We start from the raw sequence: 17,457 nt of genomic DNA on the forward strand, positions 1-17,457 counted from the left end.
GTAGATTCAGCACTATTCAATGTGGCGGATGACTTCGGCAACTGACCAAGCTTGAGCGATCGCACCTCTGGGTGTATGAGGTGAATCGCCATCAAAAATCTCAGAAATAGAACCAAGACAAGCATCAGATAGGAAGTGATCTAGCAGGGGTTGCCAATCAAAAGGCAGCGATCGCTGTGGATAAAAACGTTGCCAAGCCCGAATATATGGCCCAATTAGCCAAGCCCAAACAGTGCCTTGATGATAAGCGCGATCGCGTTGCTCTGAGTTGCCCTCATATTTCCCTTTGTATTCGGGATCTCCTGGATCGAGACTGCGAAGACCATAGGGGGTCAGCAAGCTGGTAGTTGCCAAATCTAATATCTGACACCCTTGTTGTTCAGAAAACCCACAATGGTGCAGCGACAGCGCCAAAACGGCATTGGGACGAATTTGAAAATTCCGGCGATCGTCCGGCTCAATAGTATCGTACAGATAACCTAGCTGAGGATTCCAGAACTTTTGCAGCGAGGTTTTTACGCGTTGTGCTTGTTGAGCATAACGCTGTGCTTGCTTAGTCAGACGCACTGGCGAACCATACTCAAGCTGGCTCAATCGTTCTGCCCACTGACTCAGCCAACATAAAGCAGAATACCACAGCGCATTGATTTCTACTGTCTTACCGTAACGCGGAGTGACGGGGTGTGCCCCAATTACCACATCCATCCAGGTGAGGGCTACACCAGGAGCATCCCAACTAACTAGCCCATCAGTAGCATCCACCTGGATATTGAAATGTGTACCACCGACAAATGCTTTGTAGATTTGCTGTACTACGGGGAATTGCTCTGCCAAAAATTCCCAGTCTTGGGTAGCTTCTAAATAAAGTCCTAAAGTTTCAATCCACCACAACGCCGCATCAATACTGTTATAAATTGGTTCGCCATTGACATCAGGAAATGCATTAGGAATCAAACCGTAGCGACAATAATGCCCAAAAGTTTGCAATACTCCTTTTGCCAGGTCAAAGCGCTGTGGAACTAGTGCCAACCCTGGTAAGGCGATTAAGGTGTCGCGTCCCCAGTCATTAAACCAGTGATAACCAGCAATGACCGTGGGGCCAGCAATTGAGGCTCGATAGACGATAAACTGATCGCTTGCTTTGAGTAGTTGTTGCCAGAGTGGGGAGTCGGGAGTCGGGAGTCGGGAGTCGGGAGCGGGCATTGGGAAAGGGGAGGCAGAAGGCAGGAGTTCTTTAATTTTGAATTGATTTGTCTTTTGGGCCCCTCTGTCTTTCTCTGTCCATCCAAAAATCTGTGAGAGCCGGTTTTGCTCTGCCTCCACGGCTTCTGCAAAGGTTTTGGGGGTGAGAACACTTAGCATTGAGTCGGGAAAACCTACTCGTGCTTCTAGAGTCACTGCATCTCCTGGTTGGAGTGTGACTATCAAGTAACCAGGACTGTAGAGGTCTTCCTTGTCGCCTAATCCCCGTTTCGTCTCCTCAGGCAATCCATAATGCCAATACCAAACTGCATCTGGTTGATAATTTCCTTGTGTCCAGCGCAACTGCCAAGGTATACCGAAATGCCCAGAATTGATTGCTTGCAGACAGACTTGTTGTTCCCCTAGCAATTGTGAGAAGTGTAATTTGGCGCTAGCAGTCTGCTGGTGGTGAAAGTCACGTTCTGCTATCAACAGTCGCAGCCGTAAAATCGCTGGATGACTTCCCTCGTAGCGATACTGGATTAAAATGCGATCGCAAAATTGGGGGTGGGCATTGGGCACAAGGGGGGATGGGGCATTGCTTATCCCCCCTTGTGCCCTTTGTCCCCAGTCCCCAGTGCCCACCAAACCATAAGGCATCACCAATTGTCTACTTAACTGCCAGTTATCTTGACCCCAAATCCATTTTGGAACTGGGTTAATATCAAAACAACGTAGCAGTTGGTAGCCTGTCGGCTCAATCTGACCGTTACCCCAAAAATTTGTCCCCAGTGCCACAACCCTGCCTAATACTTCCAAGCTAGCTTCTAGGTGCGAAAACAGCAGAGTCCGCCCAGAAGGCGGGTTTGTCGCGGCAAACAGCCAACCATGATAAGTGCGCGTGCGGACATCAGAAACTGTCCCACTGGCAAAACTTCCCAAGCCATTAGTAAGCAACCATTCTCTTGTATCTAAATCAGGCATTTGCTACTCAAAATCGTTATGAGTATGATATAGTCGTAACAGATCGTAATTAAACTGTGAGTCAGCCCTGAAGGAGGGTTAGCCCGACCTAGGGGACTGACTGAACCCGAAAGGGTGAGAGCGTGGATGGGTGAGTTTTACTTGACCCGAATTCTAACGCTACTAAACAAATAAAGGAGAATTAGGTTAATGTCCCTTACTTACGGAACCGAAGGAAGCCTCCGCGTTGGTCAACAAGCTCCCGATTTCACAGCAACGGCTGTGGTAGATCAGGAATTCAAGACAATCAAACTTTCCGATTATCGCGGTAAGTATGTCGTCCTGTTTTTCTACCCACTAGACTTTACCTTTGTTTGTCCCACTGAGATCACAGCATTTAGCGATCGCCACGAAGAATTCAATAAAATTAATACGGAAATCCTTGGGGCTTCCGTTGATAGTGAATTCTCACACCTCGCTTGGATTCAAACAGATCGTAAATCTGGTGGCGTTGGCGACCTGAATTATCCTCTAGTCTCCGACATCAAGAAAGAGATTAGTGCCGCTTACAACGTTCTTGACCCAGCAGCAGGCATTGCCTTGCGTGGTTTGTTCATCATCGATAAAGATGGTATCATACAGCACGCCACTATCAATAATCTAGCTTTTGGTCGCAGCGTTGATGAAACCCTGCGGACATTACAAGCAATTCAGTATGTTCAGTCTCACCCCGACGAAGTTTGCCCAGCTGGTTGGCAACCTGGTGACAAGACAATGAACCCTGACCCAGTGAAGTCTAAAGTCTACTTCTCTGCCGTCTAAATTTCCTTAGCTAGCAAACTCTAATCCATCCTGTTGGAATTGAGAGCAAAATCAATGAAAACCACAGATTAACAGAGATACACATTAAACAGTGTTAACCTCCGTATCTATCTGTGGTTTTCTCATAAAATAGTATTTAAATAATCCAGTTTGAACAATTATTCCGACAGATTAAGCGCCAAAAAGCGACTACCAATAACTCTTTGACAATCCAAAATCTAAAATCCAAAATCTAAAATTGTATCATGCTGACTTCAACTGATTTTAGTGGCTTATTAAATGAGCGATTCTTCCGCAACTTTTTACCAGTTCCAGCTAGCAATAAACTTAGGTTGGGAGTAGGAACACCAGACTTTCAACTGCCAGATATTACCAACGGAACTTTAGTAAAATTGTCTGATTATAAAGGCAAGCAACCAGTGTTACTCGCCTTGACTCGCATCTTTACCGAAAAGCAATATTGTCCATTTTGTTTTCCTCACATCAAAGCTTTGAATGAAAACTACGAACAATTTAAAAATCGCGGTATAGAAGTTTTAATGATTACTAGTACCGATGAACGGCAGAGTCAAATAGTTGTGAAGGATTTAGGTTTAAAAATGCCGTTGCTGAGTGATCCCAGTTGTCGAGTGTTTCGTACCTATCAAGTAGGACAAGCATTGGGAGCGCCTTTACCAGCACAGTTTGTATTAGATAAAGAAGGAAAACTCCGCTACTGGCATTTATTTTCTTTTTTGGATCACAATGCCAGTGTTGAGACATTGTTAGAACAATTAAATTGAGTATAAGGTGTAAAATTGGCAATGTCCGCCCTAGTTATAAAGCTGTGAGGTTTTCTCATGCTGACCCTTTATCACCAACCTTTTTCTCCCAACTCGCGCCGCGTTTGGATTACTCTCCTGGAAAAAGGACTTGAGTTTGAATTAGTAGAGATAAAACTGGATGGGGAGCAGTTTAAACCAGAGTTTTTAGCAATTAGCCCCTTCCATCACATTCCAGTATTGGTAGATGACGGCTTGAATGTAGTAGAATCTTTAGCAATTCTGGACTATTTAGAGGCAAAATATCCTACACCTGCGATGTTGCCTAAAGATGGCAAGGATTTAGCGATCGCCCGCATGGTACAACTGGTAACTGTGAATGAGCTTTTGCCAGCAGCCACTACCTTTCTACCTCAGCTTCTCGGCTTGCCTGGAGGAGATCCAGAAAAAATCGAGAAGGCACAGCAAAAAATTGCTACAGTGCTGAAGTTTTTTGAAAATTTATTAGACGATCGCCCTTACTTTGCTAGTCACAACCTGACTCTCGCCGAAGTTGTGGCTGGAACTGTAGTAGATGTGTTGCCAAGTGTAGGCATTTCCTTAAGTGACTATCCCAAATTAAATGCTTGGTGCGATCGCTTAGTAGCACGTCCAACGTGGCAAGCTACCGAGGCTACACCGGAGGTAATAGAAGCTTTTAAGTCTATGATCGTGGCGAGAATGGCACAGTAAATTCAAACCTAATTAATTTAGAGACGCGAAACTCCACTGGGCTTCTCTACGAACGCGAATAGCGTGTCGCAGACAGACGCGATCGCCAACGCCCCGCTACGCTAACCTGTCGCTTTGCTAACGCGTCTCTACAATCCAAAATATTTACAGCTTGACTTGCTGCAAATGACTACGGGGATTATAAGTGCGTATAGCCCGGATTTTTTCATAATATTCCCGCTCTTGTTGGCTGAGGTCTTTTGGGGGAACGATCGCCACCTTCACCAACTGATCGCCGCGTCCAGTTTTGCCGAGAGGCCAACCTTTGCCACGTAAACGCAGGGATTGACCAGAACGCACTCCCGCAGGCAGTTTGACATTAACTGAACCATCGGGTGTAGGTACATCAATAGACGCTCCCAGAGTCGCTTCATCTGGTGTGATTGCCACTTCACAAACAAGATTATCGCCTTCCATTTGGAAGAACGAGTGCGGCAGAAGTTCGACTTTTAAGTACAAATCCCCACGTTGTTGAGTCATCGGGTTGATTTGACCTTTGCCGCGCACGCGCAAGCGAGTACCACTTTTAGACCCAGATGGGATGCGGACATCTATTGTTTCGTTACCTAAACTGAAGCGCTTTTGCACACCATTAAATGCTTCAGCAAAAGTTAGAGAAATCGCAGCTTCACTATCCTGGCTAGTAGCCGCACCTGCATCTTGAAACCCAAAATCGTTAAAGCCGTTAAAACCACTTGGCGCACCTGTAGGAGGGCGGTAAGAGTAATTTTGTGAGTAACTTTGTCGCCCACCACGAGGGGTAGCACCACCAAAACGTCCTAACAACTCATTGATGAATTCATCAAAATTACCGTATTGACTGAAGTCAAAGTTACCCATATCGGCACCAACGCCGCCAGATGGGAAACCTTCACCAGCTTGTTTCCAATATTGACCGAATTGGTCATACTTTTTGCGTTTATCTGGATCTGACACCACTTCGTAGGCTTCGCTAACTTCTTTGAAGCGTGCCTCTGCCTGTTTGTTGTTTGGATTAACATCAGGGTGGTATTTGCGTGCTAGTTTCCGAAAGGCTTGTTTAATTTCCTCTGGACTGGCAGTTTTACTAACTCCCAAAATAGCGTAATAGTCTTTGAAGTCGGTTGCAGCCATCTACCAGCCTCCTATAGAAATTCCCGTTATGTTTTTTTTTAAGATTCAGAGAATTGTGGTTTGCCCGGTATAGTGCCAAGCTAAAAGAATCTGATTTTAAATTAACAAACAATATAGAAAATCAAGTGTGGTTCTTCCTCACCGCGCGATCGCAATTTCCGTACTCCGATTTTTCTGATGAGCGGATCAGGTTGTCTAGTCCGTCTTCCAGGCTTGGGGGGGCATCCCGGAGTTGACGGTGCATCCGCAAAATAATTTCTTCTGGAACCCGGCGCGATCGCCTTTTATTGCGTGCTAAACACAGCCAAACTGGCGTATCCACCCAAATCCCCCGAATGTGGGTAAAGCCCAAGTTGCGGGCTAAAGCAATGACTTCACGACGATGACGGCGCTGGGCATTGGTGGCATCGAAAATTGCTATATTACCTGTAGAAATTGCTTGCTGAAATTGCCGCTCAATTTCGTGCCAAATCAGCAGCCACGAACCCTGAATCGCTTGGCAACCGAACAATTGCCCCCTGATCGCATCCGTAGAAATCAGCGACATCTGGGGGCATTCTGCCAGTAATTGTTTAGCCAAAGTTGACTTACCACTACCCGGAAGACCAATCAGCAATAAAAGTGAGCAGTTATGAGTTAGGGGTGAGGAGTAATCAGAATTTTTAGTCATCAACTCCTAACTCCTAAGAGGATGTTTGTAAACTCCTTGTATAGACGCGATTAATCGCGTCTCTACTCATTGTACAGACGCGATTAATCGCGTCTCTTAAATGATCGTTCCATCAGGAATTACAGCATTTTTCAGCACGACAACGATGCCACTGCGGATGTAGAAACCTTGAGCTTCGCGGTCAGCTTCTTGCACGTTATCTTTATTGATAATTTTGACATCGTGACCGATACTGGCGTTTTTATCGATGATCGCACGGCGAATGAGCGAGTCAGTACCAATACCTACGGGAATGTCACCTTTTTCTACGTTAGATTGCCGTTCTACAGAAGCTTGATAAAAATCTGCACCCATAAGCAAAGACTCTTCGATGACGCAGCCAGATTCAATCCGCGATCGCACTCCTAAAACTGAATGTTGAATGCGGCAATTCTTCAAAATACAACCTTCGCCGATAATTGATTCGGTGATGTGGCAATCTAAAAGTTTAGTCGGAGGTAAGTAACGAGCGCGGGTATAAATTGGCGCTTCTTCATCGTAGAAACTAAAGGGTGGCTGGGGTTGCTGAGTCAGCGCTAAGTTGGCATGATAGAATGCCTCAATTGTTCCAATATCTTCCCAATAGTCATCAAATAAATAAGCTTGAACGTTGTAATCCTTAGAAGCATCAGGAATAATTTCTTTACCAAAATCCGTCCGTTCTAAAGATTCTTTCAACAACTTGATCAAAACATCTCTTTTAAAGACATAAATCCCCATTGAGGCGATGTATGGCTGTAATTGGGCTTGTTCTTTTGTCAATCCCAGAATACTAGTATCGACGCGCATTTTGGTTAAGGCTTCGCCTTTAGGTTTTTCGCTAAAGTCAACTACCCTACCAGAATCGTCAATTTTCATTAAACCAAAATCTGAGGCGCGGCGCTCGTCTATGGGGATGACTGAGAGAGTGATATCAGCACCCGTTTCTCTATGACGCTGGATAAACAGACGGTAATCCATGCGGTAGAGGTGATCCCCTGAGAGAATCAGATATTCGTCTACATTCCATTCTTCCAACAGCCATAGATACTGACGCACAGCATCGGCTGTACCTTGGAACCAGTTGGGGTTTTCTAACGTTTGCTGTGCGGCTAGCACTTCCACAAAGCCTTCGCTGAAGCCACTAAAATTGTAGGTGCGGGCGATGTGACGATTCAGGGAAGCTGAGTTGTATTGTGTCAGGACGTAGATTTTGAATATTTCGGAATTTATGCAGTTACTAACAGGGATATCGATTAACCGATACTTCCCTGCTACTGGTACTGCTGGTTTAGCACGGAGTTTGGTTAGGGGATAAAGACGCGTACCCGCGCCACCACCAAGAATGATTGATAATACTTTCTTCACAAAATTTCTCCCGACTGCCTTTCAACTCTCATATTCAGTTTAGGACTGTATGTGGCAGCTTGTAAGGGGGAATCAGATGATTCTGGGAAATGAATTTTCTAGAATGCTGTTGGTGATGGATAGTGCTGCCTAATAATTTCCTAACTAGAACAATTGTATTAATTGGCATGAAAAGTTGAGGAGCGATCGCTACACCCCACAAATGAACAGAGAATTGTTTTTGGTGCATCATATCAAACACTGAAGTTACCTAAACTTCACTTCTGATTTAGCAAACGCAATTGCTGCGATCGCTTCAAATACTTCACCCAAGCTGCCTCTGACAACTGGGAAATCGCATTTGGTGACAGTGTTGCCGTGAAAATATCTTTGCCACTGGTAACACCACTCACGCCGAAACTTTCTAAAACAGCAATTGCAGCAGAAGTTAAAATTGGTTCAGTATGGATGAAAACCGCCAAACTCGCTTCTTCTGAATCTTGAACATCATTCAGGGCTGTAGCAAGAGCAGCGTCTAGCTTTTGATAATTCATCAGCAATTCCTTTGTACAAAATAATATCCATCTTTGTGAGTCTAATTAGAGATTTAAGGTATTAATCACTCCATAACCCCATTTATGATCAAATGTGCCTGCGGGTTTTCCGGGAATAGCACTATTTTTACGTAGCAAGTCTTTCACAGCAGCCGGATCAAGTTTGGGATCACGCTGCAACAGCAGTGCCACTAACCCACTAACCAACGGTGTCGCCATACTCGTACCAGCCTGAACCACAAACTTGGAATTAATCATCGATGAACGGTCAAAACTTGCATCGGCGGAAAGCGTGGAAACAATCATTGCTCCTGGTGCTGCTACATCCGGCTTCTGTCCATCATTCCGCAGAGGCCCTTCACTACTGAATTCCGAAATAGTATTCAATTCTAAACCCATTTCTCGCACTTGGTGATCAATATCTATGTACGTGGCTTTAGTAGTATAGGCGGCAACTGTAACTGCACTGCTGGCGGCTCCTGGCGAACCAATTTTTATTGCATCTTTCACACTTTTACCTGTGAAAAACACTGAGGAACTGTCATCTAGTGTCCACACATCTAAACGTGTGTCAGTTGAAGAAGTGTTGCGGACTCGCAGCTGCCAAACTCCTCCGATTACTGGCGAGGGGTCAATACCACGTATTTGCACCAATAAATTATGGTCGCCGTTGGCTTTATCTGGCCCTGGTGTCACTAATTGCACCCGCGCATCTGGTAATTGGTAATCTTGTGCGGCATTACCGTCAGGAATTATTTTTTGGAAGGGGGTAACAAAACCGTTAGGACTCCGTAGCGACACTTCTAATTCGCTGTCTTTGGAATACCAACCATTTAACCAAACTATGCCTACTTGATTCAAAGGAATATTAAAGCGCATACCACGAGTGCGTCCACTGGGTATCGTCGCTTGTCCATGAATGTTATCGTTTCCTTCGTTACCCGCAGCACAGCAAACAATTCTTCCAGGGCCACTTTCGGCGTTAATGACTTTGGATAAAGAATCGCTACCATCATGGGCATCAGCGTGTCCACCCAAGCTGATATTCACCACTGCTGCGCGTCCCAACTCTCCAGCAACTCGGAAAATGTAACGAACGCCATCAGCAATGTGGGCATCCTGTAAATCTGACCTGACGACAACTAATTCTGCTTCTGGTGCAACTCCGCCATAGTTAGCATCGGCACCGGCGGCAATCCCAGCAACGTGAGTACCATGACCGCCAGTATCTTGAGAAATTATCAGTTGCGCTCCGGTAAATTCTGCCCCATAGCCGCCCTCCGTTACTCCTGGCCCTGGCAGTGTTTGATCCCAAATGTGTAAAATTCGTCCAGCAAAGGCGGGGTGTTTCGGATCAATGCCACTGTCTATAATGCCGATGATTACTCCTTTACCAGTCAGTCCGGTTTGGTTCTTGAACTCCGGCAGGTTGACTTTTTCTAGTGCAGTGTCCATCCTCAAATGAAGTTTGCGTGATGGCTTAATGCGCTGGATAATATCTTCTTCGGATAAAACATCTAAACTATCTATTGGTAAGAAAGCCGTCCGCACACTCCCAGAGCTTTGATTGACTTCAATATTATATTGTGAGAGATAGCTCAAGTCTGCATCATGGTCGCAGTAGATAAAAACGACGCTCTTAGTAGGTTTGACTGGGCTTTTGTGGGCAATAATACCAAGCGATTTTTTGTGTTGAACTAAAGCTTGATCTCCTTCATTTTGATAGTCTTGAAATGCCAAAAGTAGTCCGGGAGAAAGTTTTTCGTGCCTCATTTTTACCTCAAACTTTATTTATTAGCCCAAAGCAAAATAGTAACTTTAGCAGGAGAAGTCGCTTTAGCATTAATGCAAACGAAGCCGTCTACGTTTAAGCTGGAGCGGTCTAAGTTTAAGGGAGCATCCCAAATGTGCAAGTTATATCAAACCCAGGTTATAAATTGTCATTGCGAGCGCAACGTAGTGGAGTGAAGCAATCGCAAGATATGGGATTGCTTCACTACGCTGTCGCTTCATTCGCAATGACAAACATGTTCTTGCTTGCATTGGGATGCTCCCAAGTTTAAGCTGGAGCGGTCTAAGTTTAAGCTGGAGCGGTCTAAGTTCAAGCTGAAACCGTCTACGTTCAAGCTGGAGCGGTCTACGTTCAAGCTGGAGCGGTCTACGTTCAAGCTGAAACCGTCTATGTTCAAGCTGAAACCGTCTACGTTCAAGCTGGAGCGGTCTACGTTCAAGCTGAAACCGTCTACGTTCAAGTTGGAGCGGTCTACATTCAAGCTGGAGCGGTTTACGTTCAAGCTTTTATCAAACTTAAACATATTATTTCTATAAAGACCAACATCTAGTAATTAAATTCCGAGGAATTACTGCTATGGCTTGAAAATTTTATTAAAAAAATTGCGCGTTCTGCTGAACCGGAATGCAGTTCAATTGAGGCAAGCTAGTTCTAGAAGCATCTTAAAGGAGTAAATTTATGTCTCGGAGAAAACGTACCTCCCGCATTCTAGAAAAAGCTGAGTTAAGATCCACTGGACTTAAATCGATTGTTCCCAGCATCAAATTTGATGAGAATTATAATATCGAAAAACTCCTTGAATCAATTGAGCAGTTACGTACAAAAATTAATGTTTATAATACCGCTCTGTCTGTGATTGACTCTTCTAAAACTGAGATTGAAGAAATGGAGAAAAACTTAAGCAGTCTTTCAGAGAAGATGCTAATGGTGGTTGCTATCAAGTACGGCAAAAACAGCCGTGAATATGAGATGGGCGGAGGTGTTCGCAATAGCGAACGTATTCGCAAAATCAGGTCGAGCCGTTTGAAAGCTAGTGCAGCCCAAACATTAGATGAAAATGCTAAAACCGCCTAGTACCGCAAGGCGTAATTTGTAAGCTGTTCCACATTTAACTTGCTCCCATTAGGGCGGGCAAGATGCCCACCCCACAAGAGTTAGGTTTAATTAGGTTATGCAATTTAGATGTTTTTCAGCTTAATGATGCTCCTACGAGACGCTGCGCGAACGGCAAGCTCAGGGCGTTGCCCTGAGCGTAGCTTGCATCTTTGCAGATAAAAATACGCGGACTTGCTTTATGTGGCGCTAACATAATTCTTAATTTGCGACATAGCATCACAGTCGCAAAAATGCAAATTAGTCTACTATTATTGCCAATTCTGATTGCAATCGTGCAAGTTATAATCGACCTAAGCAAATCTGCAAAGTGCAATTGATACAGCACAGGAGAGTTTGAAGTGGGTCAATTACTGGAGAACAAGGTTGCCCTGGTGACGGGTGCGAGTCGTGGTATTGGTAGAGCGATCGCCCTGCGGCTTGCTCAAGATGGAGCATTTGTTGCCGTTCACTATGGGCGGAATGCCGATGCTGCTAACACCGTTGTCCAAGAGATTAAAGCGAATGGCGGAGCCGCTTTCTCAGTCCAGGCAGAGTTAGGCACCCTGGCAAATGTCTATGCGCTCTACGAAGCACTGGACGCTGCACTGAACCAGCAAATCGGCACGAATCAGTTTGACATCCTGGTTAACAATGCTGGGATTGCTCCCAGAGTAACTATTGAGGAAACAACCGAGGCAATATTCGACGAACTGATTGCGGTCAATGTGAAAGCGCCATTCTTCCTGATCCAGCAGGCACTCCCCCGACTGCGAGACGGTGGACGGATTATCAACCTCTCCTCTGGAGTGACGCGCATTGCCTTTCCTGATGTGGCTGCCTATAGTCTTACCAAAGGAGCCATCAACACCCTCACTCTTCTACTTGCTAAACAGCTTGGGGTACGCAACATCACGGTTAATTCACTCGCTCCCGGCATTATTGACACGGAGATGAATGCAGAAATACTTTCGGACGAAGCCTCACAGAAACTTGCAGCCAGTCTATCAGCACTGGGTCGAGTCGGTCAACCCAGCGATGTTGCAGATGCGGCTGCCTTCCTCGCTTCATCTGACAGCCGTTGGGTGACGGGTCAATACCTTGATGTTACTGGCGGGTCGCATCTTTAGCAGGTAGCGACCTGCTAAAGTATTGATCTCGATCGCTCAATACTTTACACATCTCCAGAAATTAATTATGCGTTACCTGAAACCCTTGTAGAGACGTTGCATTGCAACGTCTCTACATTCATTTTCGGAGATGTCTTTTTCAAACATCCTCTAATGACTACTGAGAAATGACAGATTTTCTATCATAAGTAAGATCCATAAAGAAGCTAGTATTTGCAACGATCGCTTCTGAAGGTACAAAAACTTATTCATGCAAATTCAAACACCAGACTGGGTGAAGCACGCGATTTTCTACCAAATCTTCCCAGACCGCTTTGCCAGAAGCAAACAGCCGCGCAAACGGCTGCTGCGTGAAGCCCGTTGGGAAGATTGGGACGCTATGCCAACACTTCAAGGTTATAAAGGCGGCGATTTGTGGGGCATCATGGAGCAATTAGACTACATCCAGGATTTGGGGATTAACGCGATTTATTTCACACCGATCTTTCAATCCGCCAGTAATCACCGCTATCATACCCACGATTATTACCAAGTTGACCCGATGTTAGGGGGTAACGAGGCTTTTAAAGAATTGCTCGATGCAGCCCATGAACGGAATATCAAAGTTGTTCTAGATGGGGTGTTTAACCATTCCAGTCGTGGCTTTTTCTTTTTCCATGACGTTCTAGAGAATGGCCCCCATTCGCCTTGGGTAAATTGGTTCAAAATAGAAAGCTGGCCTCTATCACCATACACTGGTGAATTGCCTGCCAACTACGGGGGTTGGGTGGGAAATCGTGCCTTGCCAGAATTTAACCATGATAATCCCGAAGTACGAGAATATATTATGGAAATTGCCGAATATTGGATTAAATTCGGCATCGACGGTTGGCGATTGGATGTACCATTTGAAATAAAAACTCCTGGCTTTTGGCAGGAATTTCGCGATCGCGTTAAGGCAGTCAATCCCGAAGCTTACATTGTCGGCGAAGTCTGGGGAGATTCCCGCCAGTGGTTGGATGGAACACAATTTGACGGGGTGATGAATTATCTATTTACTGGGCCGACAATTGCCTTTGCGGCCGGCGATCGCGTAGTCTTAGAACAAGTACAAGGCCGCGACTATCAACCCTACCCACCCTTATTTGCTACCGAGTACGCCACCAAAATCCAAGAAGTACTGCAACTTTACCCTTGGGAAATTCAGCTAACTCAACTCAATTTGCTCGCAAGTCACGATACAGCCCGATTGATGACCATTGCAGGCGGCGATAAACCCAGCGTAGAATTGTCAACTCTGCTACTGCTTACCTTTCCCGGTGCCCCCAGCATCTACTATGGTGATGAAGTTGGTTTACCTGGTGGTATAGATCCAGACTCACGTCGTAGCTTTCCTTTAGAAGCCAAGTGGGAGGAAGAAATTCTCAATACTCACCGTCAATTAATTGCCCTCCGCCAAACTTACCCAGCATTGCGTACAGGTGATTACCAAGTCCTCTATGCTCAAGGGCAACTTTATATTTTTGCGCGAATAGGCACAGAAGAATTGATAATTGCCGTCAATGCTGGCACAAGTTTGGCAACAGCGAATGCAGATATCCCCAGTTTGCGTACTCAACCCAACAAAGTGTTATATGGCGATGCTGAAGTTAAGTGGAATGGTGAAGGAGAAACTCAGCAGTTGTCATTGAGTGTTCCCGCACGCAGTGGCTGCATTCTGGGAGTAGGCTAACGGGGAGCAAAGGAGCAAGGGAGCAAGGAGCAGGGGAGTAATAACGAATGCCCAATGCCCAATGCCCAATGCCCTTAACTTCCTGCCACGATCGCAGGCATCAACACCGCATCAATAATATGGATTACGCCATTGTCTGCCAGAATATCTGTTTTGACGACATTGGCGTTATTCACCTTAAATTTACCGTCAGCAGATTCAATCGCTACAATTGACCCCTCAATTGTCTCTGCCTCATTAATCTGTACCAAGTCGTCAGAGCGAACATCCCCACTAGCGATATGATAGGCTACAATTTTCTTGAGTTTGGGGATATCTTGTAGTAGCGAATCTAAAGTTCCCTCTGGCAGATTGGCAAAGGCTTCGTCAGTTGGTGCAAATAGTGTGAAAGAACCAGGACTCTTTAGAATTTCGATGAGATTTACAGCTTCAGCAGCCTTCACTAGGGTATTGAAGTTTCCGGCGTTGATAGCAGTTTCTACAAGGTCAGCCATAAGGGTGTGTGACTTTAGTCAGGTAATATTATAAGTAACTTAACTTATAAAGTGACTAAAACACTCTCAACCTCTATCAACAGAGAGGTTACTAGCGATTAAACACACAGCAGCAGATTTATCAGAACACCGTAATACCCCATCCGTCTATACGGTGGGGATTGCAGGTTACGATTGAGGATTACATCTGTAATCAATTTTTACCGCAGGTAAGACAGAGAACAGATGTATGAGTCGTGGAGCTATTTTCTGTTCGGCAACGTAAGGGTTTTAATATAATCTCTAAGGATTTCAGCCATAGATAGTTGTTTTTTCTCCGAGTATTCCTTGATAATTTGATACTCCTCTTCAGTCACATTAAACTGCATTTTTCTTTGTCTAGCCACTTGTTATACTCCAAATAATACTCTATAGTTAGAGTATAACAAAACAAGTAAGGAGGTGGTAAAGCAGTGTTAGTATTAGAGTACAAAGCAGTAGTCAATAAAAAACAGACCATTGCTATTGAGGAAGCTATTCGGACTACTCAATTCATCAGGAATAAGGCTATCCGCTATTGGATGGATGCACTCCTGAAGTCCAAAATTAATAAAATAGCCTTAAACAATTACTCTACAGCACTGCGTAAAGAGTTTGTATTTGCCGAAGAATTAAATTCAATGGCTTGTCAGTCTGCAACTGAAAGGGCGTGGACAGCAATATCAAGATTTTACGACAATTGCAAAAAAGGAAGATCAGGCAAAAAGGGTTATCCCAAGTTCCAACATGATAACCGTTCGGTTGAGTATAAGACCTGTGGATGGTCAATACATCCAACTAAAAGACGAATCACATTTACTGATAAAAAAGGTATTGGTGAACTCAAGTTGTTGGGTAAGTGGGATATTCACACATATCCAATTAAGTCCATTAAGCGAGTCAGAATTGTTAAACGTGCAGATGGCTTTTACATCCAATTCTGCTTGGATATAGAAGTTAGTTTAGAGCCAAGAACAGGTGATGGCGAGATTGGTATAGATGTGGGCTTAGAGCATTTTTACTCTGATTCCAACGGACACCACCAACCCAATCCAAGGTTTTTGAGAAAAGCTGAAAAGTCAGTTAAACACGCCGGGCGTCAAATTTACAAAAAGGAGAAAGGAAAAAATCAACGACGCAAAGCAAGAGCGAGATATCAAAGGAAGCATTTAAGAGTAAGTAGGCAACGTAATGAGCATTCCAAGAGACTGGGACGCTGCGTATGCAAGGCTAATGCCTTCGTAGCTTATGAAGATTTAAATGTGAAAGGTCTGGTAAAAAATCACTGTCTTGCAAAGTCCATTAATGATGTGGGTTGGACTCTATTTCGTCAATGGATAGAGTATTTTGCGACTAAGTTTGGAACTGTTGTAGTTGCTGTTTCTCCACAATATACAAGCCAAAAATGCAGTAGTTGTGGTGTGATTGTTAAAAAATCTTTGTCAGTCCGCACTCATGTTTGTAAATGTGGCTGTGTTTTGCACAGAGATCATAATGCAAGCATTAACATTCTGAATATTGGTAAAAAACTACGGTCGGGCAGACCGGAAGTAACGCTACAGGACTAGCGACCTCTACTCTACTTGGGGGAACCCTGGTAGAGCAAGTAACTAGAGTGAATGTAGAATCCCCATCTTCAAGGTACTCCTAAGATGGGGAGTGTCAACAGTACTGTTACACTGGGGAATGACCCCAAGAACCACTGATTATGCTAAAGCGTTCTAAGTTCGAGACAACTCAGTCTCAGATTATGCACCGTGCTGAGGATCTGATTAGTGCAGCCTCAAATCGTTACCGCATTACGGTTCAGGTGGCAAATCGTGCTAAACGTCGGCGTTATGAAGACTTTGAAAGTAACGAAGATGTGATGATGAAGCCAGTGCTAAGGGCAATTATCGAAATGTCCGATGAGTTGACTCAGCCAGAAATAATCGGTGAATTATAAAAAAAGGCTTTAGAGAAGGTAGGATGAGCAAACATTTATCGTTCATTCAACCCCTACTCAAGCCCTGGCAGACACTCACTGCCTTAATGGTAGTGGGTGTAATTGTTTTGGGTTCAGGGGCGGGTAAATCAATAGATAGAAATTTATTTAGCATCCAAGCTGCGATCGCTCAGAGAATCACTCCTAGCGATGTTTGGCAGCAAGTATATCAACAATTGCCAGATTTACCACGGGAAAATAAGTATATCAGCAAAGAAAATGGGAAAGTTGCCGAAAACAACACCTTGATAAATCGCCTGATTAGATATCACATTTATACCAAAGGGCGGGCCCCAATTTATCGTTTGGATTGGAAGCTGACTTTAGCTGATTACCTGGGTGCGAATGAAATTATGTATGATACTAGCTATCCAGGGAATGATTCATTGCGGGAAAATCCGATAGAAGGCGATCGCAAAGCCATCACCCGTCTCACCCGCAGCCAACGAGATGCCCTAGTGGAAGTCTTAGTCAACATATTTAATCCCACTTCCCAAAATACCCCACCCCCTAGCCCCAACACCACACCCAGCCCTAATACATCCACTCCCCCACAGCCACCCCAACGAGGAGGTGCCGAACTACTGAGGTAACGAGAGAGTTATCAGTTGTAAATCAATAACTCCTAACTGTTAACTCCTAACTTTTTATGGAACGCGTTGTCAAAAGCGGATTTGGTTGGCGTATTGGCTGGAACCCCGACGCACCTGAATTTAAAGGTTTAGTGGGTACAGATGATTGGGCAATTGAGTTAACCGAAGCCGAGTTGAATGATTTTTGCCGTCTACTAGCACAGTTAGCAGACACCATTAAGCAACTCGCAACTGAATTGATGGAAGAGGAAAAAATTGCTTGTGAAGCCGAAAGCGATTTATTATGGATGGAGGTAGAAGGCTATTCTCATGCTTACAGTCTGCGCTTCATCTTGAATACAGGGCGATGTGTAGAAGGTAAATGGGATGCTTCAGCTGTTCCAGATTTACTGCAAGCTACTGGGATGCTCAAGGTTTTTTAAGCTTGCCTCTTGATTATCCT

The 17,457-nt window shown here is 44.6% G+C and carries 19 protein-coding genes; 10 read left to right on the top strand and 9 right to left on the bottom strand.

Translation table 11 applies throughout. The features are described 5' to 3' along the window. Window positions 1-12: 12 nt before the first annotated feature. Window positions 13-2,166, bottom strand: a complete 2,154-nt coding sequence (locus HWQ23_RS30370) for an amylo-alpha-1,6-glucosidase (protein WP_292837098.1) — start codon at window positions 2,164-2,166, stop codon at window positions 13-15. Between the two features lie 189 nt (window positions 2,167-2,355). Between HWQ23_RS30370 and HWQ23_RS30375 the strand changes: the two genes are divergently transcribed. The 3 genes from HWQ23_RS30375 to HWQ23_RS30385 all read left to right on the top strand — a co-directional run bounded on the left by HWQ23_RS30375 (window position 2,356) and on the right by HWQ23_RS30385 (window position 4,460). Further along, the gene (locus HWQ23_RS30375) at window positions 2,356-2,967 is read left to right on the top strand and encodes a peroxiredoxin (RefSeq protein WP_292837100.1); all 612 of its coding nucleotides are present in this window, start codon (window positions 2,356-2,358) and stop codon (window positions 2,965-2,967) included. 245 nt (window positions 2,968-3,212) lie between these two features. Continuing rightward, window positions 3,213-3,749: a peroxiredoxin family protein gene (locus tag HWQ23_RS30380; protein WP_292837102.1), complete on the top strand. Its 537-nt coding sequence runs from the start codon at window positions 3,213-3,215 to the stop codon at window positions 3,747-3,749. A 57-nt stretch (window positions 3,750-3,806) separates the two neighbouring features. After that, entirely contained in the window at window positions 3,807-4,460 is a 654-nt protein-coding gene (locus tag HWQ23_RS30385; RefSeq protein WP_292837104.1) for a glutathione S-transferase family protein, read from the top strand. 144 nt (window positions 4,461-4,604) lie between these two features. Here HWQ23_RS30385 and HWQ23_RS30390 read toward each other — a convergent pair whose 3' ends face one another. The 7 genes from HWQ23_RS30390 to HWQ23_RS30420 all read right to left on the bottom strand — a co-directional run bounded on the left by HWQ23_RS30390 (window position 4,605) and on the right by HWQ23_RS30420 (window position 10,516). Beyond that, on the bottom strand, window positions 4,605-5,612 hold the full coding sequence (locus HWQ23_RS30390) for a DnaJ C-terminal domain-containing protein (RefSeq protein ID WP_292837106.1): 1,008 nt from the start codon (window positions 5,610-5,612) through the stop codon (window positions 4,605-4,607). A gap of 121 nt (window positions 5,613-5,733) precedes the next feature. Next, window positions 5,734-6,282, bottom strand: coding sequence for an AAA family ATPase (locus HWQ23_RS30395; protein ID WP_292837108.1), 549 nt, complete (start codon window positions 6,280-6,282; stop codon window positions 5,734-5,736). A gap of 96 nt (window positions 6,283-6,378) precedes the next feature. Then, entirely contained in the window at window positions 6,379-7,668 is a 1,290-nt protein-coding gene (locus HWQ23_RS30400; protein WP_292837110.1) for a glucose-1-phosphate adenylyltransferase, read from the bottom strand. Between the two features lie 34 nt (window positions 7,669-7,702). Next, window positions 7,703-7,900, bottom strand: a complete 198-nt coding sequence (locus tag HWQ23_RS30405) for a hypothetical protein (protein WP_292837112.1) — start codon at window positions 7,898-7,900, stop codon at window positions 7,703-7,705. A gap of 25 nt (window positions 7,901-7,925) precedes the next feature. Next, complete coding sequence (locus tag HWQ23_RS30410; protein WP_292837114.1) at window positions 7,926-8,201, bottom strand: hypothetical protein; 276 nt, start codon at window positions 8,199-8,201, stop codon at window positions 7,926-7,928. A 45-nt stretch (window positions 8,202-8,246) separates the two neighbouring features. Then, a complete protein-coding gene (locus tag HWQ23_RS30415; RefSeq protein WP_292837116.1) occupies window positions 8,247-9,974 on the bottom strand; it encodes a S8 family serine peptidase in 1,728 nt (575 codons plus the stop codon). Between the two features lie 236 nt (window positions 9,975-10,210). Further along, on the bottom strand, window positions 10,211-10,516 hold the full coding sequence (locus HWQ23_RS30420) for a hypothetical protein (protein ID WP_292837118.1): 306 nt from the start codon (window positions 10,514-10,516) through the stop codon (window positions 10,211-10,213). 155 nt (window positions 10,517-10,671) lie between these two features. On the opposite strand from HWQ23_RS30420, the gene HWQ23_RS30425 reads away from it, so the two are divergent. From HWQ23_RS30425 to HWQ23_RS30435, 3 genes are all read left to right on the top strand, one after another. After that, window positions 10,672-11,067, top strand: a complete 396-nt coding sequence (locus HWQ23_RS30425; protein ID WP_292837120.1) for a hypothetical protein — start codon at window positions 10,672-10,674, stop codon at window positions 11,065-11,067. Window positions 11,068-11,447: 380 nt separating this feature from the next. After that, on the top strand, window positions 11,448-12,215 hold the full coding sequence (locus tag HWQ23_RS30430) for an SDR family oxidoreductase (RefSeq protein ID WP_292837122.1): 768 nt from the start codon (window positions 11,448-11,450) through the stop codon (window positions 12,213-12,215). Between the two features lie 250 nt (window positions 12,216-12,465). Next, window positions 12,466-13,926, top strand: coding sequence for a glycoside hydrolase family 13 protein (locus HWQ23_RS30435; RefSeq protein ID WP_292837124.1), 1,461 nt, complete (start codon window positions 12,466-12,468; stop codon window positions 13,924-13,926). 74 nt (window positions 13,927-14,000) lie between these two features. On the opposite strand, the gene HWQ23_RS30440 is transcribed toward HWQ23_RS30435, so the two are convergent. Beyond that, on the bottom strand, window positions 14,001-14,420 hold the full coding sequence (locus HWQ23_RS30440) for a fasciclin domain-containing protein (RefSeq protein ID WP_292837126.1): 420 nt from the start codon (window positions 14,418-14,420) through the stop codon (window positions 14,001-14,003). Between the two features lie 452 nt (window positions 14,421-14,872). Between HWQ23_RS30440 and HWQ23_RS30445 the strand changes: the two genes are divergently transcribed. From HWQ23_RS30445 to HWQ23_RS30460, 4 genes are all read left to right on the top strand, one after another. Beyond that, complete coding sequence (locus tag HWQ23_RS30445) at window positions 14,873-16,006, top strand: RNA-guided endonuclease InsQ/TnpB family protein (RefSeq protein WP_365743237.1); 1,134 nt, start codon at window positions 14,873-14,875, stop codon at window positions 16,004-16,006. Between the two features lie 140 nt (window positions 16,007-16,146). Continuing rightward, on the top strand, window positions 16,147-16,383 hold the full coding sequence (locus HWQ23_RS30450; RefSeq protein ID WP_229550577.1) for a DNA-directed RNA polymerase subunit omega: 237 nt from the start codon (window positions 16,147-16,149) through the stop codon (window positions 16,381-16,383). A gap of 23 nt (window positions 16,384-16,406) precedes the next feature. Next, window positions 16,407-17,015 carry a hypothetical protein gene (locus tag HWQ23_RS30455; protein ID WP_292837130.1) on the top strand — a complete coding sequence of 203 codons (609 nt, stop codon included), beginning with the start codon at window positions 16,407-16,409 and terminating at the stop codon, window positions 17,013-17,015. 56 nt (window positions 17,016-17,071) lie between these two features. Next, window positions 17,072-17,437: a DUF1818 family protein gene (locus HWQ23_RS30460; protein ID WP_292837132.1), complete on the top strand. Its 366-nt coding sequence runs from the start codon at window positions 17,072-17,074 to the stop codon at window positions 17,435-17,437. Window positions 17,438-17,457 lie beyond the last annotated feature (20 nt).

Origin of the sequence: Nostoc sp. JL33, assembly GCF_017114985.1 — a bacterium.
In the GTDB taxonomy this organism is placed as follows: domain Bacteria; phylum Cyanobacteriota; class Cyanobacteriia; order Cyanobacteriales; family Nostocaceae; genus Nostoc.